We start from the raw sequence: 23,173 nt of genomic DNA, 5'->3' as shown, positions 1-23,173 counted from the left end.
CCGTGCTCCGCGCCGTAGACACCGTGGCCCAGCAGCGCGCCATGCGCGCCATGCGCTCCTTGCGCGGCTGAACCCGGCAGGCGCTCGAACAGCTTGGCATTGGAACCCTGAACCGGGCCTGCGGATCCCCGCACCGGATGTGCGGGGTCCCGTCGCGGCGCCGGGCGTCGACTACGATGACGAGCATGCATCCCCCGCGCCCGATGCTGCCGCTTGCCGCCGCGTCCCTCGTGCTCGCCGTCTCCGCCTGCACCCCGGCGGACTCCGCACACCAGGTGAACGCCGGGGCCACGCCGACCGCGGCCGTCGCCCCGGAATCGATCCCGGCACCCGGGCAGGCCGCCCCGGGCACTCCGACACCCACCGAGGTCCCCGTCTCCGGCAGCGGCGAGTGGGCGAGCAGCGATGAGCCGGTGGAACCGTCGACCGAGGACGGCCGGCCCTTCGCCGTCGCCATCCGGGTCGAGGACGACATGCCTATCGACGCGGATGAAGCCGCGGAGTTCGTCATCGCGACTCTCCAGGACGAACGCGGCTGGCAGACGCTCGACGGCGTCGCCTTCGAACTCGTCGTCGACACCGCGGAGGCCGACTCGGTGATCAGCATCGCGAGCCCCGACACCGTGGACCGGATGTGCGCACCGCTCATCACCGACGGCGAGCTCTCGTGCCGCAACGGCCCGAACGTCAACCTCAACGCCAAGCGCTGGATGCAGGGCACGGAGGATTTCGAGTCGCTCGAGGTCTACCGCCAGTATCTCATCAACCACGAGGTCGGGCACGCGCTCGGGCACGGCCACGTCAGCTGCCCCGGTGACGGGGAGCCCGCTCCTCTCATGCATCAGCAGTCGAAGGGGCTCGACGGCTGCCGGCCGAATGCCTGGCCCACCGTGGCCTGAGCGGAGGTAGGATCTCCTATACGCAGTTTCGAGCACCACTCGCATGATCGCCCTTCCGCACCATGAACCCGGACGGCCGCTGCCTTGCATGCGGGCCGCATGGAGCGATCCCATCTCGGTGGAATGTCATTGAACGGCAGAATGTTCAGTCAAACCGGTGTACAGTGACCGGGAATCCGCCGGATTCCGTCGGTCATCAACACGGCGCGTTGCCTCACCCCGTCCTCAAATGGCCGACCCACTGCTTTGTCCACCGAAAGGTCCTGACGTTGTTCTCCCGTGCCGAAAGCGGTACCACGCGCCCCAACCCGGTATGGAAGCGCATCCACGACGACCTCAGCTCCCGGATCTACTCCGGCGAGTTCACCGAAGGCTTCCCCGGTGAGGTGCAGCTCGCCGAGGAGTACGGCGTGAGCCGAGGGACAGTGCGCCAGGCACTGCGCCCGCTGCGCGAGGCCGGCATCATCATCTCCCACCGCGGCCGCGCGCCCCAGGTCCAGACCACCGACCCGTGGACCTCGAGCGGCCCGGTCCACAGCCTGCTGCCCCCACTCGAGGGCGACATCTCCCGGGGCACGACCCACACGACGGTCCAGCGGGCCGAGCTCAACAAGGAGGCGGCGGCGCATCTCGGCGTGGAATCCGACACCGCGCTCCTCCACCTCGCCTGGACCTACCACCCCGACGGCCCGCCGATCTCGCTGGGTCACAGCTGGATCCCGCTGCGGTACGCCGAGCCGCTCACCGATCTCGACTTCACCCATACGAGCGTGTACCGGGAGCTCAGCGTGGTCTGCGGCATCAGCGTGGACGGGGGCAGGGAGACACTCCGGGCGGTCGCGGCCGATGCGGAGGAGGCCGCGGCGCTCGAGTGCGAGCCCGGTACTCCGCTGCTCGCGTATACCCGCATCTCCGCGTCCGGCGACACCCCGGTCGAGTACCGCACCGGGTCGATGCTCGGCTCCGCGATCAGCGTCACCCACCGCTTCTGAGGCTCTCCTCCCCGAGATCGAGACGCCGACCGGTCCACCCGGCGCGCAGCCGGCGATCGTGCGAGGCGATGACGACGGCACCCGGATAGTCCGGCAGCGCATCCTCGAGCTGGGTGACGAGGAACAGCGAGAGATGATTCGTCAGCTCGTCGAGCAGCAGCACGTCCGACCGACTGAGCAGGAGCCAGACCAGCGACAGCCGCGCCACCTGGCCGCCGGACAGTTCGCCGGTGCGTCGACCGCGGGCGATCCCGCCGAGGCCGTGCCCGGTGAAGGTGGCCTCGACGTGCGCGTCGACCGACCATGCGTCGGGCCGCCGCGCGCGTTCGAGCGCGGCGACGGACTGCGCACCCTCGGGGTCTTGAGCGAGGGCCGCCGCTGAGGTGTCGACGGCGGCTGCCGCAGCGCGCGGGGGCGCGGCCGCGCGCTCGCGCTCCTCGCCCACCGTGGTCCCGGCGGTGAACGGCGGCTCCTGGTGGAGCAGGCCGGTCCGCGCCGCACCGCCGGGCGCATGGGCGACGACCACGATCGGTGTGCCGCACGGTCCACGGGCGAGCGCGGCCCAGGCGCGCACCCGGCGACGTGGACCGGGCGCGCCCCCACAGATGTGCCTCAGGCGCGCAGGGCGAGCGCGAAGGGCAGCACGGCCGCGGCGCCGGCGCGGCGGAGCTCCCGGGCGGCCGCCGTCATGGTCCAGCGGGACACGATCTCGTCGTCGACGAGCAGCACCGTGCGGCCCTCGACCGCAGCGGCGAGCTCGGGGCTCACGGCGAAGGCGTCGTGCACGTCTCGCACGCGGAACGCACTGTTGACGTCGGGGCTGCCGGTCTCCCGGCGGGCCGTCAGCGGCCCGGCCTCGTGCAGCCGGCCCACGCGGGCGAGCTCCGCGGCGAGAGAGGCGACCGTCGTAGGCCGGCGCGCGTTGGGGATGGAGACGACGACCTCGGGCCGGGCGTCCCAGCCCCAGTCCGCGAGCACGCGGAGGCAGTGCGCGCCGATCTCCGGCGGGACGGGCAGGTCCTCCGCCCCGGGCGCCAGGAATCCGCGCAGCAGCTGCCCGGGGCCGAGGTCGGTGAGCCGCGCGACGACCCGGCCGACGGCGCTGCGCTCCGATTCCGGGATCCTCCCCTTGAGGTCGACCCCGATCGACGGGAGCCCGGACGGCCACGAGGCGCGGGGTTCGACCGGCAGCCCGACCGCGCTGAGCACCGAGCGGGCGGCGGAGCGTCCGGAGTCGGAGACCTCGTCGGACCACCACTGGCCGGCGCAGGTGTCGCACCGTCCGCAGTCGGCGGCCTCCGGGTCGTCGAGCTGCTCGGCGAGGAACCGCATGCGGCAGCCGCCCGTCGCCTCGTAGTCGAGCATCGCCTGTGCCTCCCGCTTCCGCGCGGCGGCGACGTTGGCGTAGCGCTCGGCATCGTAGGTCCACCCGCGGCCGGTGGAGACGAACCCGCCGGCCACCCGATCCACGGCACCGTCGACCTGGAGGGTCTTGAGGAGCAGGTCGAGGCGGGCGCGCTTGACGCCCACGAGGGTCTCCAGCCGCGGCACGGACAGCGGCTCCCCGCCAACGTCGGTGAGGGCTGCGAGGACTGCGGCGGCATCGTCCTCCGCGGGCATCGACGCGGTCGCGAAGTACTCCCAGATGTCGGAGTCCTCCGCGCCGGGCAGAAGCAGGACGTCGGCGGACTCCGTGGCACGGCCGGCACGGCCGACCTGCTGGTAGTACGCCACCGGGGAGGACGGCGCACCGAGGTGGACGACGAATCCGAGGTCGGGTTTGTCGAATCCCATGCCGAGCGCGGAGGTGGCGACGAGCGCCTTGAGCCGGTTCGCCTTGAGGTCGCCCTCGAGCCGTTCGCGCTCCTCCGGGTCGGTGCCCCCGGTGTAGGCGGCGACGTCCCAGCCCGCGGATCGCAGGGCGCGGGCGGTGTCCTGGGCGGCGGCGACGGTCAACGTGTAGATGATGCCTGATCCGGGGAAGTCCCCCAGGCGCTCACCGAGCCAGGCGATCCGCTCGCTCGGCTGGCGCACCGGGGCGACGCCGAGGCGCAGCGAGGCCCGCGACAGGGGGCCGCGGATCACCAGGGTGTCCGCGCCGAGCTGCTCGGCGACATCGGCGACCACCCGCTCGTTGGCCGTCGCCGTCGTCGCGAGCACCGGCCGGTCCGCCGGGAGCTCGGCGAGCAGGGCGCCGATGCGCCGGTAGTCGGGCCGGAAGTCGTGCCCCCAGTCGGAGATGCAGTGCGCCTCGTCGACGACGATCATGCCGACCTCGGTGAGGAGGTTCTGGAGCACGTGGTCGCGGAACTTCGGGTTGTTGAGCCGCTCCGGGGAGATGAGGAGGACGTCGACGGCGCCGTCGCCGAGCGCGGCGAGCACCGAGTCCCACTCCGTGACGTTCGAGGAGTTGAGGGTGACGGCGCGGACCCCGGCGCGTTCGGCGGCCCCCACCTGGTCGCGCATGAGGGCGAGCAGCGGGGAGATGATGAGGGACGGGCCGCGGCCGGCGGCACGGAGCAGCCGGGCGGCGACGAAGTAGACGGCGGATTTGCCCCAACCGGTGCGCTGCACGACGAGGGTGCGGCGGCGACCGGCGACGAGCGCCTCGATCGCCTCGAACTGCCCGGGATGGAACTCCGCGTCGGGACGACCGGTGAGTTCGCGCAGTGCGCTGAGGGCCTGGGTCCGGAGTTCGCTGCTGTCCATGGTCCCGAGTCTAGGTCCGGGCACGGACACGGGAGAGGCACGGACACGGAAGATGCCCGGGCACGGGAGAGGGGCACCACGATCCCGGCAGTAGACTCCATCGCATGAGCGAATCCTCCGAGCACCCTGTGATCTCGACCGCGCACGTGCGCACCGACCGCCCCGCGCGCTACGCCAAGCAGCTCGTGTCGCACATGAGCCGCAAGGTGCCGGGCGTGTGGGATGCCGACACCGGCAAGGGCACGATCGAGTTCGCAGACGGGTCCGTGCTCGCCGCACTCACCGACCGCGGTGACTCCCTCGACATCGAGCTCACGGCCACCGCCGATTCCGTCGAGCGCTTCGAGGGCGTCGTCGGTCGGCACCTCGTGCGCTTCGGCTCCCGCGACGAGCTGGTGTGCACGTGGACCCGCTCGGATGACTCCCCCGGCACCGAGCAGCGCTTCACCGCCGACGCCGACTGACACGTCCGGCCCGGCCGGTGGATCCGGCCCGGCCGATCGGCCGGTCCCGGACCGATCGGTCCCCGTCCGATCGGTCGCCGGCCTGCGACATCGGTCTGCCGCGGAGCCTGCCCGTCAGCCGGCCTGCGATTCGAGGGACTCGACGAGCTGCCCGTATCCCTCGTCGAGCTTCTGCTGCCCGTCGACAGCCATCTCCGGCACGAACGCGCCGAGGACGAAGGCATTGCCCACGGTTCCGAAGACGATGTTCACGTCGATGGCGACCCCGCCGGCCTGCGTCGTCATCGTGTATCCCGTCGCCCCGTCCGGTGCCTGGTCATACGGGGCGATGGCGACCTCACCGGTCTCGCCCGCCGCGTTCGTCATCGTGAACTCCGCGCACCGCTCCGGCATCTGCTCCTGGGCGGCGAGCAGCTCCTCGGCGGTCTGTGCATCCTCGAGGGCCGAGCCGCCGAACATCATCCCGTTGTTCGCGATGCCGGAGACGGCTGCGCTCTCCGAACTGCCGACGCCCGGCATGTTCTCGAGCGCCGCCCGGCACTCCGCCGGCTCGACCTTGTTCTCGTCGAGCGCCTCGTCCGCGCCCTCGGTGGCCGCGGAATCGGTGACCGTGAGGTCGACGCCCTCGACGTCGATCGCCTCGATCGCGGTGCGGATCTGCTCATTGGTCACGGCGGCGGGAGCGGGCTCCTCGGCGGGCTGCTCCGGCTGCTCCGCCGAAGCCTCCTGACCGGGGGCGGGGTTCTCCTCGCCACCGGCCGGCTCACCCCCGCCGGAGGAGCACCCGACGAGCAGCAGGGTGCTGCCGAGTGCCATGGGAACGAGGGTCCGCAGGGAGGAGGGTGTGCGCATGGGTGCGAGTCCTTTCGCATGGGCCGACTGTCGCGGTGCTGTCGACTCCAGGGTAGGCGCCGCACCGCGGTCCCTGCCCCGTGCGCATGTTCCGATCCGGGAACAGCGGTGGGCTCAGATGTTCCTCCACGACAGCTCGTTCCGCTTCTTCGCCATGAGGGCGATCGCACCGAGAGAGAGCACGAGCACGCCGATTCCGATGAGGTCGAGCAGGCTGTCCGGGGTGAGGAACAGCACGGACCCGACCACCAGCGCGATCCGCAGCACCCAGGGCACGGCGACCATGAGGAAGCCCTCCGCGGCGACGGCCAGCAGGAGCACTCCGACGGTCGCGGTGACGATCACCTGGATCGCCTCGAGCACCTGCACGTCCTGCATGAGGAGCACCGGGTTGTAGACGAACACGAACGGCACCACGTACCCGGCGAGCGCGAGCTTCATCGCCGCGAAGCCGGTGCGCATCGGATCGCCTCCGGACAGCCCGGCTGCCGCGAAGGCCGCGAGCGCTACGGGCGGGGTGATGTTGGCGAAGAGCCCGAAGTAGAACACGAACATGTGCGCCGCGAGCGGCTCCACCCCGAGCTGGGTGAGCGCGGGGGCGGCCATCGTCGCGGTGATGATGTAGGCCGGGATCGACGGCAGGCCCATGCCGAGGATGATGCAGGCGAGCGCCGTCATGATCAGGGTCGGCAGCAGGAAGCCGCCGCCGATCGTCACGATCGCGTTCGCGAGCTTGACCCCGAACCCGGTCTGGGTGGCGACGCCGACGATGATGCCCACGCAGGCGCACGCCACGGCGACGGACACCGCGGTGACCGCGCCGTCGCGCAGGGCGTCGATGATGTCGCCGAGGCCCATGCGCGTGGTCTTCCGGATCATCGCGACGATCACGGTGACGAAGATCGTGGTGACCGCGGCGAAGAGGATGGTGAAGCCGCTGAAGAACAGCATGTAGAGCAGGTAGGCGAGCGGGATGAGCAGGTGGCCGCGCTCCTTGAGCACGTCCATGACGAGCGGCAGGTTCTCCCGCGAGATCCCCTTGAGGCCGAGCCGGGTGGCGCGCAGGTGCACCTGCATGATGATGCCGATGTAGTAGAGCAGCGCAGGGACGATCGCGACGAGCGCGATCGTGCGGTAGGGGATACCGAGCGTCTCGGCCATGATGAAGGCGGCCGCACCCATGATCGGGGGCAGGATCTGACCGCCGACCGAGGCGGAGGCCTCGACGCCGCCGGCGAAGTTCGGCTTGTACCCGATCTTCTTCATCAGCGGGATGGTGAAGGCGCCGGTGGTGACGACGTTGGCGATCGCCGAACCGTTGATCGAGCCGAGGAAGCCCGAGGCGATGACGGCGACCTTGGCGGGCCCGCCGCGCGTCTGGCCGGCCAGTGCGAGGGCGATGTCGTTGAAGAACTGCCCCATCCCCGACTTCTGCAGGAAGGCGCCGAACAGGATGAAGAGGAAGATGTAGGTCGAGGACACCCCGACGGCGGTGGAGTAGACGCCCTCGGTGGTGGTGAGCATGAAGTTGAGGATGGTGTCGAAGTCGTAGCCGCGGTGCCGGAACAGCCCGGGCATCGACCGCCCGTAGTAGTCGTAGACGATGAAGAGGACCGCGAGCGCCGGCAGGATCCAGCCGGTGAGCCGCCGGGCCCCTTCGAGGACGACGAACAGGAGCACTCCGCCCATGACCACGTCGATCATCTCGAAGCGCCCGCCGCGGGTGGCGATGGTCTCGTAGTTCGTCGCGAGGTAGATCGCCACCGACGCCGAGGCGGCGATGAGGATGTAGTCGAACCAGGGGATGGTGTCGCGCTTCTCCTTCTGGTACGGCCGGTAGATCGAGAAGGCGAGCACGAGGATCGCGGCGACGTGGATGCTGCGGTGGACCAGTGTGGGCGGCGTGCCGAGCAGCGCGGTCCACACGTGGTAGACCGACAGGGCGACCGCGACGATCGTCACCGGCCACTTGAGGAAGGTCGTCTCGACCTTGCGCGTGCGCGATTCGCGGTCGTACTTCTCCAGCGTCTCCTGGTCGACGACCTCGGCCTCGGCCAGGGGCTGCGGGGTGTGGCTCATGGGACTCTTCGCTTTCAGACGACTGCCAGCTCGGCGCGGCAGTGATGGGGGACGGCTTCGGGAGCGATGAGCAGGGCGCCGCCGACGACGATGCGGTGGTCGACGGCGCGGGAGTGGATCCAGCGCACTGCGTCGAAGGTGAGATCGAGACCGCACATCCGGGTCTGGTCCCCGGAGTAGCTGACCTCCGGCGCGCTCGACGGGGTCCCCGCGCCGGTGAGGCTCATCTCGGTGCAGTCGAGGACGAGTTCGCGCCCGGCCACCCGGTAGAACTCCGTCCACGGGGTGCCGTCGACGGAGTGGATCCAGGAGAACTCGACGATGTCGCCCTGGCCCGCCGGGATCCGGGCGAACTCCCGCCTGCCGGGCCGCTGCTCCCGCACCACGAGCGCGGCGACCGGGGTCGCCGAGGTCAGGAGCGGCAGTGCGAGTGCGGCGGCCAGCACCCCGCGGCGCGCGATCATCGCGATCGCGCCCCCGAGGTGCCGGCCGTCGTGCTCATGGGATCAGCTGCCGGCTTCGTCGTAGTAGCGCTGCGCACCCGGGTGGATGTCGGTGACGGTGACATCGGTCGCGTTCTCGAGCGTGATGTCCTTCGCCGCGTTGTGCGTGGCGTGCACCTGGTCGATGTTGTCGAAGATCGCCTTGGTGATGTCGTAGACCGCGTCCTCGCTGAGCTCGGGGCTGGCGAGCAGGAGGTTCGGGATGGTCAGGGTCTCCGCGGCCTCGGCGGTGTCGTAGACATCGGCGGGCACCTCGCCCTCCCCGAAGTAGTCGTAGTCGTTGAGCAGGGTCTCGCGCCCCTCACCGGTGATCGGCACGACCACGACGTCCTCGGTGGTCGACAGGTCGGTCACCGCGGAGTTCGGCAGACCGCTGGTGACGAACGCCGCCTGCACCTGCCCGTTCTTCATCTGGTCGATCGCCTCGGCGTAGGACAGGTAGTCGGCGGTGAAGTCGTCGTAGCTCATGCCGTAGGCGTCGACGACGGTGCGGGCGTTGAGCTCGACGCCGGAGTTGATATCGCCCACGGAGACGCGCTTGCCGGCCAGGTCCTCGACGGATTCGATCCCGCTGCCCTCGACGGTGATGAGCTGGAGGTACTGGTCGTAGAGGCTCGCGATCGCCGGCAGGGAGTCGACCGCGCCGTTCTCCTCGAACGGGCCCGCGCCCTCGAGCGCCTGGGTCGTGGCATCGGCCATCGCGAAGGCGACCTCTGCGCCGCCCTCGGTGAGCAGGGTGATGTTCTCCACCGAGGCGCCGGTCGCCTGCACCGAGGTGTCGGAGCCGAGCTGGTCGGCGAGCAGCTCGGACATGCCGGCCCCGACCTGGTAGTAGACGCCGGAGGATCCGCCGGTGGCGATGGTGATGAATTCGGTGCCGAGGTCGCCGCCGCCCTCGGCGGATCCGTCACCTCCGCCGCTGCCGCCGCTGCCGCCTCCGCAGGCGGAGAGGACGAGTGCGGCCGAGGCCAGTCCGGCGGTGAGAAGTGTGGTGCGAGTGCGCATGATGCGGTCCCCTGTCGACGTCGGTGTCAGTTGCGATCGGTGTCGGTTGCGAGCGGATTCGGTTGCGGCCGGGCCCCGGTGCGATCACTGGGATCGCGCCGGAATGTCCGGGTGCGTCGGTCACCACTCACCCTATGAAGTAATCCCCGTCACACCTCGCAGACCTCCCGACCCGTTACGGAAGCGTTACGGCAGCGCGGGCGATACAGGCGGTGCGGGTGAAGCGGGCGGCGCACGATCGGACGGCGGGGACAGCACAGTCGGCCGGACGAGATCACTGCGCACAGCCGTCCGTGTGACTGCACCGCAGTCCGTGTGACCCGTCTCACCATGAGGGACCATCGCGCCACTCCCCGCCGAACGTCTGTATGCTGGGCCCACGAAGTTCCGGGGACGGTGAGATTCCGTACCGGCGGTACAGTCCGCGAGCCGCTCGACCTGCAGCAGCAGGGAGATCCGGTTGACTCGGTGAGATTCCGAGACCGACAGTCAAAGTCTGGATGGGAGGAACTCGACGCGCACGGGTGTGCCGTCTCGACTTCGCAGTCGAACGCATCCCCTGCATTCATCGAACCGTTCGGTGACGATCCTCCCTCCTCCCGGTGCAGACCAGGAGGAGACAGTGGACGCAGACCGGACGGTTCCGTCGTTCCCGGAGACACAGGCGTTCCCGGAGGCCGGGGCATTCCCGGAGACACAGGCATTCCCTGAGACACGTGCGTTCCCCGGGACACGGGTGTTCCCCGGGACACGGTCACATGCAGGGACACGGGCATCACAGGAGGCGCGGGCGATGTCCGCCGCGCTCGAGGCGGCGGCCCGCGGGGAGCGCGGGGCCAACCCGCTCGTCGGCGCGGCGGTGCTCGCCGCGGACGGCACCGTGGTCACCGGCTGGCACCACGGCGCCGGCACGCCCCACGCCGAGGTCGACGCGGTGCAGCGCGCCCGCGCGGCCGGCATCGACCTCACGACCGCGACGATGGTCGTCACCCTCGAGCCCTGCAACCACACCGGGCGCAGCGGGCCGTGCTCTCAGTTCCTCCTCGACGCCGGGATCCGGCGCGTGGTCCACGCGATCGACGACCCCAACCCCCGTGCCTCCGGCGGTGCGGCCCATCTGCGCGCCCACGGGGTCGAGGTCGTCTCCGGCGTCCGGGCGGAGGAGGCCGAGCGGCTCAACGCCCGCTGGATCGCCGCCCAGCGCGCCGCGCGTCCCTATGTCACGCTCAAGCTCGCGCAGAGCCTCGACGGCCGGATCGCCGCCGCCGACGGCACGAGCCGGTGGATCACCTCGGCGGAGTCCCGCGCCCACGCCCACACCCTGCGCGCCCGGGTCGACGCGATCCTCGTGGGCACCGGCACCGCGCTCGCCGACGATCCGCGGCTCACCGCCCGCACCCGGGACGGGCGCCCCGCCGGGGCGCAGCCGCGCCCGGTGATCATAGGGTTCCGCGAGCTCGCCGCCGGATCCCACCTCGCCCGCGATCCGCGCACCCTGCACCTGCGCACCCGCGACCCGCTCACCGCCCTGCGCGCACTCGCCGGCGCCGGGGTCGGGCACGTGCTCGTCGAGGGCGGGGCGCACATCGCCGGCGCGTTCCTCGCCGCCGGACTCGTCGACGAGCTCCACCTCTACACCGCCCCAATCCTGCTCGGCGACGGCCTGCCCGCCCTCGCCGGGCTGGACGTGGGGACGCTGGCCGAGGCGCACCGCTTCGTTGCCGACCCCGCCGGGCCCGCCGTACCCGCGCGACTCGGACCCGACACCTTCCACCGCCTCGTCCCCGCCGTTGCGCACGACAGCGAGCAGAGCACCGGCGACGGGGGAGCACGCACCCCTGCCGTCATCGCGGGGAACGGGGATCCGCCCCTCTCCCCCGCGCCCACCCCTGCCGTCACCCACGACCCGCCCCGCCTTTCCGCGCCGGCCCTGTCGAATCACTGAAGGAGCCACCATGTTCACCGGAATCATCGAATCGCTCGGGACCGTCACCGCCGTCGACGTCCGCCCCGACGGCGGATTCGCCCGCATCACCATCGCCGCCGGGGAGATCGTCGCCGACCTCCCGCGGGGCGGATCGCTCGCAGTCAACGGGGTGTGCCTCACCGCGGTGCCGGGCACGGGCGCGGACCACGATCCCCACGGCACCCACGACCCCCACGGCACCCGGCCGGTCGGCACGGACCCCTCCGGCGTGTTCTCCGCCGAGGTCATCGGCGAGACCCTCGCGCGCACGAACCTCGGCTCGCTGCGCGTCGGCGACCGGGTCGACCTCGAGCGCTGCATACCCGCCGGGGGCCGCTTCGACGGGCATGTGGTGCAGGGTCACGTCGACGGCGTCGGCACCGTCAGCCGGTTCGACGACGAGGGCGGCTGGGTGCGGATGCGCGTCGACCTGCCCGCCGAGCTCGCGCCGTACACCGCGGAGAAGGGCTCGATCGCGCTCGACGGGGCGAGCCTGACGCTCACCGCGGTGAGCGCTCCGGGCGCCTCCCCCGCCTGGGTGGAGGTCGGTCTCATCCCCGCCACGCTCGAACACACGGTGTTCGGCTCCGCGGCCGTGGGCCGGACGGTCAACGTCGAGGTCGACGTGCTCGCGAAGTACGCGGCCCGACTCCTCTCATTCACCACCGGGGGTCACACCACCCCGGACCTCGCCCCGATCGGAGACCCGTCATGACCGCCCAGCTGCACGTCACGCACCCCGCAGCGCCCGCCCCGGACGGGCGGGCCCAGGACCAGGCGCACCCGGGGCAGCCACGGCACCGGCCGGCCCGCACCCTCGACACCATCGACGCCGCGATCGCCGAGGTCCGCGCCGGCCGGCCGATCATCGTCGTCGACGACGAGGACCGCGAGAACGAGGGCGACCTCATCATGGCCGCCGAGCTCGCGAACCCCGCATGGATGGGGTTCATCGTCCGGCACACCTCAGGCGTGATCTGCACCCCGATGACTGCGGCACGGGCGAGCGCCCTCGAGCTGCCGCCGATGACCGCGGTCAACGAGGATCCCAAGGGCACCGCCTACACCGTGTCCTGCGACGCGATCGAACACACGAGCACCGGCATCAGCGCCGCCGACCGCGCGCGGACCGTCCGCGTGCTCGCCGAGGCCCGGCCGCGCCCGCAGGCGCTCTCCCGACCCGGGCACATCTTCCCGCTCATCGCGAAGGACGGCGGGGTGCGCGAGCGACCCGGCCACACCGAGGCGGGCGTCGAACTCTCCCGGCTCGCCGGCCTGCAGCCGGTCTCCGTCATCGCCGAGCTCGTCCACGACGACGGCTCGATGATGCGTCTCGATGCGCTGCTCGCCTTCGGGCGGGAGCACGGGCTCGTCACCGTGTCGATCGAGGACCTCGTCGCCTGGCTCGAGGCGCACGACGACGGGGAGGCGGACGGCGGGAGCACGGCCGGTGCCGGTGCCTCGGCGTCCACCTCGACTGCCGGAGCACGGCCGGCCGCGCCGGCGCTGCCCACGCCGGTCCTGCCCACACCGGACCTGCCCGGAACATCCCTGCCCACAGCTCCAGTGCCGGGAACGAGTCTTCCCGAGGCGGCCCCGAGCGCACCCGTCGCGCTCCCCTCCGCCCATGGTCAGCTGCGGGCTCAGGCGTGGACGGTCGGCGGCGTCGAGCACCTCGTCATCAGCGGGGAGACGCCCGCCGGCACGGTTCCGCTCGTCCGCCTGCACTCGGAGTGCCTGACCGGAGACGTGTTCGGGTCGCACCGGTGCGACTGCGGCGAGCAGCTCCACGTCGCACTGCGACGGATCGCGGCCGAGGGCGGAACGCTCGTCTACCTGCGCGACCACGAGGGGCGCGGGATCGGGCTGGCGAACAAGCTCGCCGCCTATGCACTCCAGGAGCAGGGCATCGACACGGTCGATGCGAACCGGGAGCTCGGCTTCGCCGACGACGCCCGCAGCTACGCGGCCGCCGCTGCGATCCTCACCGCACTCGGTCTCGACCGGGTCCGGCTGCTGACGAACAATCCCGCGAAGATCGCCGCGCTCACGGCCCACGGCATCGCAGTCGAGGCGCGCGAGCCGATCGAGGTGCCCGTGCGCGTGGAGAACGCCCGCTACCTGGAGACCAAGCGGGTGCGCATGCACCACTCGCTCACCGCCGGCACAGATGGGACGGAGGCGGCGGGAGAGGCGGCAGGCGCGGCAGGCGCGGCGAGCACCGAACGCACAGGGCCATTCGACCAGGCAGAGCCATTCGACCAGGAAGTGCCATTCGACCAGGCAGTGCCATTCGACCAGGCAGTGCCGCCCGAACGAACAGAACACGGCGAGCAGACAGCACCCACCGAACAGACAGAACCCTTCGAACAGATGGAGAGGACCGACATGGACGAACAGAGGAGAGCCGGCTGATGGCACACCACGGAGCACCGGATCTGGCACCGAGCGCGGACAGCGGACTGAGCATGGCGATCGTCGCCTCGTCGTGGCACGACACGGTCATGGACGGACTCATCGCCGGCGCGCAGAGGGCGGCCGCGGAGGCCGGGATCGAGGCGAGGCTCGTGCGGGTGCCGGGCAGCTTCGAGCTCCCGGTCGTAACGCAGCGGCTCGCGGCGACGCACGTTGCGGTGGTGGCGCTCGGCGTCGTCATCCGCGGCGGCACCCCGCATTTCGACTACGTGTGCGCGGCTGCGACCGAGGGGCTGAATCGGGTCGCCCTCGACACGGGCACCCCCGTGGGCTTCGGGCTGCTCACCTGCGACACGGACGCACAGGCGCTCGACCGCGCGGGCCTGCCGGATTCGCGCGAGGACAAGGGCTACGAGGCCGCGACCGCCGCTCTCGCCACCGCCGAGCTCCTCCGCACCCTCTGACCTTGAGAGTGCAATCCTCGAAGGTTTCTGGGAAGAGATCCTCCAGAGATTGCACTCTCGAGCAGCCGCCGGTGGGCCCGGAGCCTCACGTCAGGTGGTCGAACTCCCCGGATACCCAGGCGATGTAGCGCTGTGCCGACTCCTCGACCGCGGCCTTCCCACCCGTGCGGAGCTGCTGGCCGAAATTGCCGTACATCCGGTCGAAGTCGAGGTCGGCCACGGCGTCGGCCATGCGCCGGACGACGGCGCCGGACAGCGGCAGGTAGTTGGGGAAGCTCCGCATGAAGGTCACCCATCCGCTGCGCACGACCGGGCTGATGGTGTCGCCACCGAGGAACACCCCGACGCCGTCCTCCGGCGAGCGCCACACCACGATCGAGCTGCCGGAGAAATGCCCGCCGATCTGCCGCACGAGCACGCCCGGGACCGGCTCGATCTGCCGGTCGTACTCGACGAGCGGACTCGCGCCGGCACCCGCCTCGGCCGGCCCCTCCGCCTCGGCGGTCTCCGCGTCACCCGGCGGGCCCGCACCCGCCCCGGCATCCGCGCCCGCCCGGGTGCGGCGCTGCACCCAGCCGGCGTCCGCGCGGGACACGAACACCGGGGCGTCGTCGAAGGCCGCACTCCACTCGAGCTGCATACCGTACATGTGCGGGTGGCTCGCGACGATCGCCGCCACCCCGCCGAGCTCGGCCACTGCGGCGACCGCCTCGGCGTCGAGGTAGGGCGGGACGTCGAACAGCAGGTTCCCCTGTTCCGTCCGGGCGAGGTAGCAGGTCTGGCCGATGCCCAGGCGCGGCTCCACGCGCAGCGCGTGCAGGCCGGGTTCGACCTCGCGGATCGTCACCGCGTGGCCGGCGGCTTCGAGCTCGGAGCGGCGCGCCCACTCCTGCCCCGAGCGCGGTACGAACTGGCGCTCGTCGGCGCAGACGGGACACACCTCGGGCACGGGCGCGGAGAACTCGACGCCGCAGGTGGCGCAGATCGTGACTTCGGCGGGCTGCCAGTTCGTCATGGTCCGAGTGTAGGCCCGGCCCCGGTTCCCGGTCATCGCCCGAGTGCCGAGTCCACTGCCCTGAGTGGCCTGCTGCGCTGAGCCGCCCACACCCCTGAGCCGCCCACTGCGCTGAACCGCCCACACCCCTGAGCCGCCACTGCACTGAGCCCAGCAACCCGCGCCCCTGCCACCTTGCCACCCCTGCCGCCCCGAGCGACCCCGCTACGCTGACCGTATGCGGACCCTGATCTTCGCACCGGTGACGTTCAATCTCGCCGAGACCACCCGGATGATCGTCATCGCCCGGGCGCTCGGCCCCGAGTGGCGCGCGATCTTCCAGGTCTACGAGGACCCGTACACGCACCTCATCCGCGACGCCGGGTTCGAGGTGCGCAGGCTCGCCCCCGTGCTGACACCGGATCAGCAGGCGCAGGCGCTCGCGCTCGACCAGGGCCGCTCGATCCGCCACCCGTTCAGCACCCGGCTGGTGCGCGCCCGCGTCACCGCCGAACGGCGCCTCATCCGGCAGACCGGGGCCGAGGCGGTCGTCATGGGCACGAACGTCACCTCGCTGATCTCCGCCCGGGCCGAGGCGGTGCCGCTGTTCTACGCCGTCCCCTTCGCGCTCACCCGCCCGCACGTCGAGCAGACGGCCCGGTTGGGACTCGTCCCCGCGAGCGGGCCGCTGCCGGGCGCCCTCGCTGCGGTGTCCGGTGCGGTGTCCGGTGCGCTCGATGCGGTGTCAGATGCGGTGTCCAGTGCGGTGCGCGGTGCACTCGATGCGGCGGGGTCGGCCGCCTTCCGGCTCGTCTACGACCGGCTGCCGATCGCGCCGCGCGCCTTCACCGCCGTCGCCCGGGAGGTCGGGGTCCCTCCCCTGCGCACCGGGGCCGCGCTGTTCGAGGGCGACATCAACCTCCTCACCGTCATGGGTTCCGAGCTCGCCGGGTACTCCCTGCCGGCCGGGTACCGCCGGGTAGGGCCGATCTTCGCCGAGCTGCCCGGTGAGGTGCCCCCAGTGGTCCGGGAGCTCGCCGCCGGCCCGCGCCCGCTCGTATATCTGGCGCTCGGCTCCTCGGGAGACCGCCGCACCGTGCTCGCCGCCGTCGCATCGCTCGCCCACCTCGACGTCGAGGTCGTCGCGCCCGTCCGGCACCTCCTCGAGCCCGGGGACGAGTCGGAGCTGCCGGAGCGCGTGCACCTGGTCGACCTGCTGCCGGCACACCGCCTGAGCGGGCTCGTCGACGCCGCGGTGATCCACGGCGGGCAGGGCACGGTGCAGACGGCGTGCGCCACCGGGGTGCCGTTCGTCGGGATGGGGATGCAGCCCGAGCAGTCGTGGAACATCGCGGTGTGCGCTCGGGAGGGCAATGCCATCGCGCTCCCCCGCCGGGCCGCCGGGACCCGCAGGCTCACCGAAGCGGTCCGCGCGCTGCTCACGGACCCGCGCTACCGGCAGGCGGCGGACCGGGTGCAGGCGGAGTTCGCGGCGGAGGACGGAGCGGCGGCTGCGGTGGCCGCGATCGAAGAGGTGCTCGGCGCCGCCGGGTGAGGAGTAGTCAGGCGAGGGGTCGTCAGTTGACGTCGCTCCCGAGGCGGGTGGCGCCGGGGTCGAGGTGGCCGGCGCCTCGGCGCCCTGTCCCACCTCGGCACCGTGTCCCACCTCGGGACCCGATCACACCTCGGCGGCGGGTCAGCGCACCGTCCAGCGCGGCTCGCGCTTCTCGAAGAACGCGCGGATCCCCTCTTCCCGGTCGGGGGACGCCCACAGGGTCTGCGAGGCGCGGTCGGTGAGCGGCCACAGCGGCTCCTCGGCGAGGTCGCGCGCCTCGATGAGCGCCCGGGTGGTCTCCGCGACGGCGACCGGGGAGTTCGCGGTGATGCGTCCGGCGAGCTCGAGCGCCCCGGCGAGCGCGTGCCCGGGCTCGGTCACCGTGTTGACGAGGCCGAGCTCGACGGCGCGCGGCGCGGAGATCGGGTCGCCGGTGAGGAGCATCTCGGTGGCGGCAGTGGCCGGCAGTTTTGCGGGGGTGCGGAAGAACGCCCCGCAGTTCGCCACCACGCCGCGCTTGACCTCGGGCAGACCGAAGCGGGCGTCGCGGGCGGCGACGACGAGATCGCAGGCCAGCACCATCTCGAACCCGCCGCCGAGGGCGAATCCCTCCACCGCGGCGATGACGGGCACGCTGCGCCGGCGCCGGACGAAGCCGTAGGAGCCGCCGTCCGGGGTCTTCGGCGAGGTGCCCTCGCTGAGGTCGGTGCCGGCGGAGAAGTACCCGCCCGCCCCGGTGAGGACGATGACGCGGACGGAGGCGGTCGCCTCGGCGATGGCGAAGGCCCGGTCGAGCGCATCGGCGAGCTCCTGGTTCACGGCGTTGCGCCGTTCGAGGCGGCGCAGCGTGAGCGTCATGATCCCGTCGTGGATCTCGACCTGCAGCGGGGCGTCGGAGGGGAACTCCGTGGTGGCAGCGCCCGAGGAGCCCGACGACGACACGTCAGTGGATGAGGCGCCGGTGGACGAGGTTCCTCGTGACGCGGCGTCGGCGGACGGGGAGCTCGATGCCGAAGTGCTCGATGGAGAGGAATTCGATCGAGAGGTGCTGGGGTCGGACACGGCAGACCTCCTTGTAGGCGTGAACGTCGTCAGTCTATCGGCACCGGTCATCAGGGCCTGGGCGTCTGCTGTCAGGTCTCGGGGACCGCGCCAGGTCGCACGCGCTGACATCGCAAACTCCGGCGAAAACGCTCTCAGGAACCGTCCGAAATCGAGGTCTCAGCGGGAGAGGATCCGGTCGAGGGCGAGGTTCGCATCGATCAGCGGACCGACGAACCGGGACGGCCCCCCGGTGTGGTCGAGGTGCGCGAACCGCTCGGGGTTCCAGTCGAGCTCCGGCTCCCGCCCGGTGGCGACCGTCTCGGACGCGATGAGCAGCGCGCGCAGATGGGTGTCGAGCGCGCTGTGCCCGTGCTCCGGCAGTGCGACGAGTCGACCCTGCGGTGCGAGCCGGACGATCTCCTCGGCCACGGGCCGGGGTGTGCGCAGGTCGCGGTCGCCGGACAGCACGACGACGGGGAAGTCGAAGCCCGGCAGCGCCGCCGGCAGGTCGTAGGGCTCGCCGACGTAGTCGGAGTACTGCGCCCGGATCGCCTCGAACTCGTGCGTCTGGTCGAAGATCCGGCCGTCGCCGGCGGCGAAGAAGCTCAGCTCGCGGAACGCGATCTCGCCGACGAGGTCGAACTCCATGAAGTAGGGCAGCCCGTCGCCCATGTCGCCGGAACCGGCCTTGTCGAGGAACGCGAGCGTGCGCTTCGCCCGGCCGAGCTTGACCTGGTTGAGGAAGCGGTCGAGAACCTGCGGCCCGGCGAACTCGAAGATGATCCGCACATCGCGGCCGAGCGTGAGCTCGTCGACGTCGCCGGAGGTCACGAGGTCGTGGACCTTCGCCGCGAGCAGCCGTGTCTCCCGCGACCCCGCGGTGCCGTGGAACAGCAGGTCGCGCGAGTACTCGCGGGCGACCTTCTCGTCCGTCGCGGCGAGCATCGGGGAGTCGAGGACGAGGCCCGCGACCCGTTCGGGGTGCTCGACGGCGAAGGCCTGGGCGAGGTAGGTGCCGTAGGACGAGCCCACGATGACCGCCCGCTCGATGTGCTCGGCGTCGAGCACCGCAGCGATGTCCGCAGCGGCGAGCGCGACGGACAGCGCCTCGCGGGGCAGGTCGTCTCCGTCGAGGTCGCGGCGGGAGAGCCCGACTCCGCGGTGCTCGATCATGATGACCTCGAGGCCGCGCGCCGCCGCCTGCTTCCGCACCTCACCGTAGGGCAGCGCCGAGGCGAGGCCGGGCCCGCCGGGGAGGATGACGAGGGGGACGGACGCCGTCCCCGAGGCCGGCGCCACCGGGTCCGGTGACCTCCGATAGGTGTCCGGGCCGGTGCGCACGTAGTGGAGCTCGAACTCGGGCCCGGTCGAGGAGGCGGCTGGCGCCTCGGCGGGTGGTGGGGAGGACAGCGGAGATCCCGCCGCCGAGCGCGGGTCGCGGGTGCCGATCGGGCGGCGGATCGAGCGGAGGCCGGGCGTGCGCAGCGCCTGTCGGCGCATGGTCGCTGATCTGTCCATCCGGCCAGTCTAGGAGGTCGACCTGGACGGTGTTCGAGTGCGGCATCGGTGCCCGGCGGCCTCAGTCGAGGAGGTCGACCTCGCCCACGGTGTCAGCGGCGAACCCGCGGAGCAGCCGGGCATAGCGGCGAGGGTGCTCGAAGTGGAAGCTGTGTCCGGAGTCGACCCGCTCGAATCGCACGTCGGGGATGAGGTCGCGCGCCTGCTCCGCGTCCTCGCCGCTCATCGCCGCCATGAGCACGCCGTCCTCGTCGCGGAACCAATTGCAGTGGATGAGGAGGGTGGGCGCGCTGATCGCGGCGAGAGTGAGCGCGTGGTCAAAGTGGTCGTGGAAGCTGCCGTCGAAGAAGGCCTGTCCGAACCGCGGGTCGTAGTCGCCCATCCCGCGGAAGTACTCGTTGAGCACCGGCGGCATGAGCGCCCAGCGCACGGGCTGCGCGGTGTCAGCGGCTCGCTGGGCGAGCGCCTGGGCGCGCATGCGCGGGCCGAGGTCGCCGAACATGTCGAGCATGGGGGTGTGCTCGGCGTAGTAGGCGACGAAATCCGCGGCGCGCGGGTCTGCTTCGGACGGGTCTGCCGCGGGCTGGTCTGCCGCGGACGGATCCGCCGCAGGCGGGCCGGGCAGGCCGGGCGGGCCCGAGCCCGGGGAGTGCTGCGCGAGGTAGGCGTGGGCGGTGGTCGCCAGGTCGACGTGGTTCGTGGTCTTCTCCGCGGCCGGCAGCACCGAGGAGAAGAACGGGGGGTCCTCGAGCACGAGCGCGGCGACCACCTCGGGCCGGGACGCGGCGAGCCAGGCGGCGATGAGCCCGCCCGAGGAGTGCCCGGAGACGATGGCCTGCTCGCCGACGACCCCGGCGATGAAGTCGGCGAACAGCTCCCCGAGCACCGCGCCGGAGTAGAGCTCGGGGTCGTGCTCGGACCCGCCGTGGCCGGGGATGTCGACGACGTAGACATGGAAGTCGCGGGAGATGGCTCGCGGGGCTGACAGGACCGCGGCCCGGTGGCAGGCTGGGTGGATGGATGAGCAGACGTTCCCCCGCCTCCGCTCCACCGTGCTCGATGCCGAGGACCACCGTGGACTCGCGGAGTTCTACCGCGCGCTCCTGGGGTGGCCGTACCGCCCGGGCGACGAGCCGGGCGGGAAGCACGACGGGGAGTTCCTCATCCTCGTCTCGCCCGACGGTCAGCGGCTCGCGTTCCAGCCGACCGAGCACCTGCCGCGCTCGACCTGGCCGAGCACCGAGGTGCACCAACAGCTCCACCTCGACTTCACCGTCGAGGACACCGCGCAGCTCGAGCGGCACCGCTCGCGGGCGCTCGAGCTCGGTGCCCGGCAGATCGAGGACGGCCGGGCCGACCCGGACGAGCCGATCGTGATCTTCACCGATCCCGCCGGCCACCCGTTCTGCATCTTCGTCGGCTAGGTCGTGATCATGGTGGTGCTCGCGATCGTGGTTGTCGTCGGGCTCGGTGTGGGTGTGGGAGTGGCTCTGCCGGCCGCCGCTCCCGGGGTCAACGTGCGGAGACATGCCGCCAGCATACCTGCATATCTTCGCAACTATGCGGGAACGTTAAGCTGAGGCCATGGATGTCCGATCGCAGGTGCAGGTGCCCGATGGTCCTCATGCCCGGCTGGCCAGCGAGTCGTTCCGGATTCTGGCCGATCCGACACGGGTGCGGATCATGTGGGTGCTTCTGCAGGAGGAGTGCAACGTCACGAGACTGGCCGAACTGATCGAGGCGTCGCCGACGGTGGTCAGCCAGCATCTGGCGAAGCTGCGGGCCGCGAACCTGGTGCAGACCCGACGGGCAGGAACGTTCGTCTACTACTCCGCCAGTGACGCGCACGTGCACCGGCTGCTGTCCGAGGTGCTGTCGTATGCCGAGCACCAGTCCGGGGCCGCTCACGGACGGGATCCCCACACTTACACCTCTTGAGCCTGTCGGATCGCAGCTGTCTACCTTCTACTCCCGTGAGGTCCGACCGAACAATGGCGGTGACAATCAGCCGATGACGGCCAGGAGGTCAGCGCAGGCCTGTTCGCAGCGGCGGCATGCTTCAGCGCAGACCCGGCAGTGCTCGTGCATGTCGGCGTGTTTCTCGCACTCGGCTGCGCATGCTGCGCATGCTGTCCGGCAGGATTCGAGGACGGCTTTAACGGTGGCGAGGTTTTGCCCGGTACGGCGGCTGAGGATGCTGCCCGTGGTTGCGCAGATATCGGCGCAGTCGAGGTTGAGACGGATGCAGTTGCGCAGGTCTGCGACCATGTCTTCGGCCAGACAGTCGTCGGCACAGGCGGTGCAGGTCTGGGCGCATTCGAAACAGGCGGCGATGCAGTCGGCCAGTTTTTGGACGTCGAGGTCAGTGGTGCCGTTGGGATGGGTTTCGATCATCGAGCTGATGTGCGTCATCGGAGTGCTCCTTCTTCTCCCAGTCGTCGGTACCGGAAAAATGCCCGGTCCATGTTCGACGCTAGTGATCCGCCGCGGGCGAGCACAGCCCCTGACGACCGATCTTCGCAGAATCTTCACAGTGGCGCGGACTCGTGCAGACGTGCGGGGCAGGGTCGCTTCGGCTGCCGACCTTATTCGTGGTTGCTGCTAGGGCTGGACCGGTGATCCTCCTGCTCGTTATCGGTGTTGCCTGACGATGTGAGTCCCTCCTGGGCCAAGCGGTCGGCGACATCGGAGATCGCGCCGGTCATGATGTTCAGCGCCTCCTCGTTGATGTTGCCGATGTCATCACCTGAGGTGTGGTAGTTGGGATCACGTGGCTGTCCTGCTGTTCCGCCGAAGAGGGCGGCGTCTCTGCGGGATTTGCTCTCGCTGCTTCCGGTGAACAGCCCGCCCACTGCAACATCTGCCTCGGTGAACGCCACTTGATCGGAAGCGAAGTTCCAGTGGGTAGTCGACCAGCGCTGCTCCCGCGCGTCGAAGTAGTCGGTGAGAATGTCCATGACCGCCACCGACCCATCAGGGACGGCGGTCCCGGGATCTGACTCCCGTGCGTCATAGACTCCGATGACGTAGTTGGGCGAGGCGATCATGTCGATGTTGATGTAGGCGGTGATGCGGTCGAGTTCATCAGGATCGTGGGCGGTCAGGCTGTCCACGTAGTGGCGGGAACCGGGCGTCCTGCGGATTTCCTCGGCGCCCCACCAGGCGAAGCGCACCTTATTGGTGATCCCATCCTGGTTGCTGAGTTGTGTAGCGGCCTCCAGCAGTGCCGCGACGCCGGAGGCGTTGTCATTGATCGCTGGGCTGTCCGGAACCCCGTCGAGGTGGGCTCCGAGCATGATCACGTTGTCGTCGTCGCCGCCGGCCGTCTCCGCGATGATGTTGAAGGACTCGATCTCTTCACCACGGTGTTCGAAGGTGAAGTACTGGCGCCTGCTCTGATATCCAGCGCTGGCCAACTGTTGTTCGACGTACTGGGCGGCGGCCTCGTACCCGGGAGTGCCGGCAGCACGGTCGCCGTGTTCATCGGCGAGGGTCTGGAACTGCTGCAGATGCGCGTCGACGGGACTGACCGGGGCCTGGGATCCGGTGTCGCTCGAGCGTTGCGCGGAGTCGTCTGATCGTTGCCCGATCATTCCGATGGCGACAGCGACGGCCACTATGAACCGCCCCGGGTTCTCTGCCGCTACTTTGCGGGTTCGGGCTCTCGGTTGAGGGCCTCGTAGTGGAGCGTCTCGAACTCTATCGGGGTGAGCA

General features: G+C 71.0%; 22 protein-coding genes and 1 riboswitch. Of the genes, 10 read left to right on the top strand and 12 right to left on the bottom strand.

The window, feature by feature from the left end:
- Nucleotides 1–185 precede the first annotated feature (185 nt).
- Nucleotides 186–899, top strand: coding sequence for a DUF3152 domain-containing protein (locus AB0I45_RS12810; protein ID WP_345030441.1), 714 nt, complete (start codon nt 186–188; stop codon nt 897–899).
- Nucleotides 900–1,168: 269 nt separating this feature from the next.
- A complete protein-coding gene (locus AB0I45_RS12805) occupies nt 1,169–1,891 on the top strand; it encodes a GntR family transcriptional regulator (protein ID WP_175406810.1) in 723 nt (240 codons plus the stop codon).
- Here AB0I45_RS12805 and AB0I45_RS12800 read toward each other — a convergent pair.
- Nucleotides 1,875–2,465 (bottom strand): ATP-binding cassette domain-containing protein, encoded by a 591-nt coding sequence (locus AB0I45_RS12800; RefSeq protein WP_217494880.1) that lies wholly within the window; start codon nt 2,463–2,465, stop codon nt 1,875–1,877. The two genes, AB0I45_RS12805 and AB0I45_RS12800, sit on opposite strands and share 17 nt — an antisense overlap.
- Nucleotides 2,466–2,503: 38 nt before the next feature.
- Nucleotides 2,504–4,600 carry a RecQ family ATP-dependent DNA helicase gene (locus AB0I45_RS12795; protein WP_345030445.1) on the bottom strand — a complete coding sequence of 699 codons (2,097 nt, stop codon included), beginning with the start codon at nt 4,598–4,600 and terminating at the stop codon, nt 2,504–2,506.
- Nucleotides 4,601–4,704: 104 nt separating this feature from the next.
- Here AB0I45_RS12795 and AB0I45_RS12790 point away from each other — a divergent pair, with 104 nt between their 5' ends.
- Nucleotides 4,705–5,064, top strand: coding sequence for a DUF2218 domain-containing protein (locus tag AB0I45_RS12790; RefSeq protein WP_137318242.1), 360 nt, complete (start codon nt 4,705–4,707; stop codon nt 5,062–5,064).
- Nucleotides 5,065–5,178: 114 nt separating this feature from the next.
- Here AB0I45_RS12790 and AB0I45_RS12785 read toward each other — a convergent pair whose 3' ends face one another.
- From AB0I45_RS12785 to AB0I45_RS12770, 4 genes are all read right to left on the bottom strand, one after another.
- A complete protein-coding gene (locus AB0I45_RS12785; protein WP_345030448.1) occupies nt 5,179–5,916 on the bottom strand; it encodes a hypothetical protein in 738 nt (245 codons plus the stop codon).
- 114 nt (nt 5,917–6,030) lie between these two features.
- Nucleotides 6,031–7,995: a TRAP transporter permease gene (locus AB0I45_RS12780; RefSeq protein ID WP_345030450.1), complete on the bottom strand. Its 1,965-nt coding sequence runs from the start codon at nt 7,993–7,995 to the stop codon at nt 6,031–6,033.
- Nucleotides 7,996–8,009: 14 nt separating this feature from the next.
- Nucleotides 8,010–8,459: a DUF1850 domain-containing protein gene (locus tag AB0I45_RS12775; protein WP_345030452.1), complete on the bottom strand. Its 450-nt coding sequence runs from the start codon at nt 8,457–8,459 to the stop codon at nt 8,010–8,012.
- A 42-nt stretch (nt 8,460–8,501) separates the two neighbouring features.
- Nucleotides 8,502–9,503 carry a TAXI family TRAP transporter solute-binding subunit gene (locus tag AB0I45_RS12770; protein WP_247618211.1) on the bottom strand — a complete coding sequence of 334 codons (1,002 nt, stop codon included), beginning with the start codon at nt 9,501–9,503 and terminating at the stop codon, nt 8,502–8,504.
- Nucleotides 9,504–9,882: 379 nt separating this feature from the next.
- Nucleotides 9,883–10,019, top strand: a riboswitch (FMN riboswitch).
- Between the two features lie 220 nt (nt 10,020–10,239).
- Here AB0I45_RS12770 and ribD point away from each other — a divergent pair.
- Genes ribD through ribH form a run of 4 tightly spaced genes read left to right on the top strand, consistent with a single transcriptional unit; the run spans nt 10,240 to nt 14,348 of the window.
- On the top strand, nt 10,240–11,448 hold the full coding sequence (ribD, locus tag AB0I45_RS12765; protein ID WP_360318671.1) for a bifunctional diaminohydroxyphosphoribosylaminopyrimidine deaminase/5-amino-6-(5-phosphoribosylamino)uracil reductase RibD: 1,209 nt from the start codon (nt 10,240–10,242) through the stop codon (nt 11,446–11,448).
- Between the two features lie 10 nt (nt 11,449–11,458).
- Nucleotides 11,459–12,184: a riboflavin synthase gene (locus AB0I45_RS12760; protein WP_360318668.1), complete on the top strand. Its 726-nt coding sequence runs from the start codon at nt 11,459–11,461 to the stop codon at nt 12,182–12,184.
- A complete protein-coding gene (ribB, locus tag AB0I45_RS12755) occupies nt 12,181–13,884 on the top strand; it encodes a 3,4-dihydroxy-2-butanone-4-phosphate synthase (protein WP_360318665.1) in 1,704 nt (567 codons plus the stop codon). Before AB0I45_RS12760 ends, ribB begins: the two co-directional genes overlap by 4 nt.
- The gene (gene ribH / locus AB0I45_RS12750) at nt 13,884–14,348 is read left to right on the top strand and encodes a 6,7-dimethyl-8-ribityllumazine synthase (protein ID WP_360318662.1); all 465 of its coding nucleotides are present in this window, start codon (nt 13,884–13,886) and stop codon (nt 14,346–14,348) included. The genes ribB and ribH overlap by 1 nt, the downstream gene beginning before the upstream one ends.
- Nucleotides 14,349–14,433: 85 nt before the next feature.
- Here ribH and AB0I45_RS12745 read toward each other — a convergent pair whose 3' ends face one another.
- The gene (locus AB0I45_RS12745; protein WP_247618216.1) at nt 14,434–15,363 is read right to left on the bottom strand and encodes a hydrolase; all 930 of its coding nucleotides are present in this window, start codon (nt 15,361–15,363) and stop codon (nt 14,434–14,436) included.
- Between the two features lie 217 nt (nt 15,364–15,580).
- On the opposite strand from AB0I45_RS12745, the gene AB0I45_RS12740 reads away from it, so the two are divergent.
- The gene (locus AB0I45_RS12740; RefSeq protein WP_295690427.1) at nt 15,581–16,897 is read left to right on the top strand and encodes a nucleotide disphospho-sugar-binding domain-containing protein; all 1,317 of its coding nucleotides are present in this window, start codon (nt 15,581–15,583) and stop codon (nt 16,895–16,897) included.
- A 141-nt stretch (nt 16,898–17,038) separates the two neighbouring features.
- Here the strand turns inward: AB0I45_RS12740 and AB0I45_RS12735 are convergent, their stop codons facing one another.
- The 3 genes from AB0I45_RS12735 to AB0I45_RS12725 form a co-directional block, all read right to left on the bottom strand.
- Nucleotides 17,039–17,839 (bottom strand): enoyl-CoA hydratase-related protein, encoded by an 801-nt coding sequence (locus AB0I45_RS12735; RefSeq protein ID WP_247618218.1) that lies wholly within the window; start codon nt 17,837–17,839, stop codon nt 17,039–17,041.
- Nucleotides 17,840–18,118: 279 nt separating this feature from the next.
- Nucleotides 18,119–19,459 carry an alpha/beta fold hydrolase gene (locus AB0I45_RS12730; RefSeq protein WP_295690424.1) on the bottom strand — a complete coding sequence of 447 codons (1,341 nt, stop codon included), beginning with the start codon at nt 19,457–19,459 and terminating at the stop codon, nt 18,119–18,121.
- A gap of 61 nt (nt 19,460–19,520) precedes the next feature.
- Entirely contained in the window at nt 19,521–20,510 is a 990-nt protein-coding gene (locus AB0I45_RS12725) for an alpha/beta hydrolase (RefSeq protein WP_295690422.1), read from the bottom strand.
- On the opposite strand from AB0I45_RS12725, the gene AB0I45_RS12720 reads away from it, so the two are divergent.
- Both AB0I45_RS12720 and AB0I45_RS12715 read left to right on the top strand, forming a co-directional pair.
- Nucleotides 20,476–20,883 (top strand): VOC family protein, encoded by a 408-nt coding sequence (locus AB0I45_RS12720; protein WP_137318254.1) that lies wholly within the window; start codon nt 20,476–20,478, stop codon nt 20,881–20,883. The genes AB0I45_RS12725 and AB0I45_RS12720 overlap by 35 nt on opposite strands.
- Nucleotides 20,884–21,043: 160 nt before the next feature.
- Nucleotides 21,044–21,397 carry a metalloregulator ArsR/SmtB family transcription factor gene (locus AB0I45_RS12715; RefSeq protein ID WP_137318255.1) on the top strand — a complete coding sequence of 118 codons (354 nt, stop codon included), beginning with the start codon at nt 21,044–21,046 and terminating at the stop codon, nt 21,395–21,397.
- Between the two features lie 66 nt (nt 21,398–21,463).
- Here AB0I45_RS12715 and AB0I45_RS12710 read toward each other — a convergent pair whose 3' ends face one another.
- Together AB0I45_RS12710 and AB0I45_RS12705 are read right to left on the bottom strand one after the other, a co-directional pair.
- A complete protein-coding gene (locus AB0I45_RS12710) occupies nt 21,464–21,871 on the bottom strand; it encodes a four-helix bundle copper-binding protein (RefSeq protein WP_137318256.1) in 408 nt (135 codons plus the stop codon).
- A gap of 173 nt (nt 21,872–22,044) precedes the next feature.
- The gene (locus AB0I45_RS12705; RefSeq protein WP_295690430.1) at nt 22,045–23,076 is read right to left on the bottom strand and encodes a M20/M25/M40 family metallo-hydrolase; all 1,032 of its coding nucleotides are present in this window, start codon (nt 23,074–23,076) and stop codon (nt 22,045–22,047) included.
- Between the last annotated feature and the right edge of the window lie 97 nt (nt 23,077–23,173).

This window comes from Brevibacterium sp. NPDC049920 (genome assembly GCF_040656435.1).
Taxonomy (GTDB): domain Bacteria; phylum Actinomycetota; class Actinomycetes; order Actinomycetales; family Brevibacteriaceae; genus Brevibacterium; species Brevibacterium pityocampae.
This window is presented reverse-complemented; position numbering and strand designations above follow the sequence as displayed.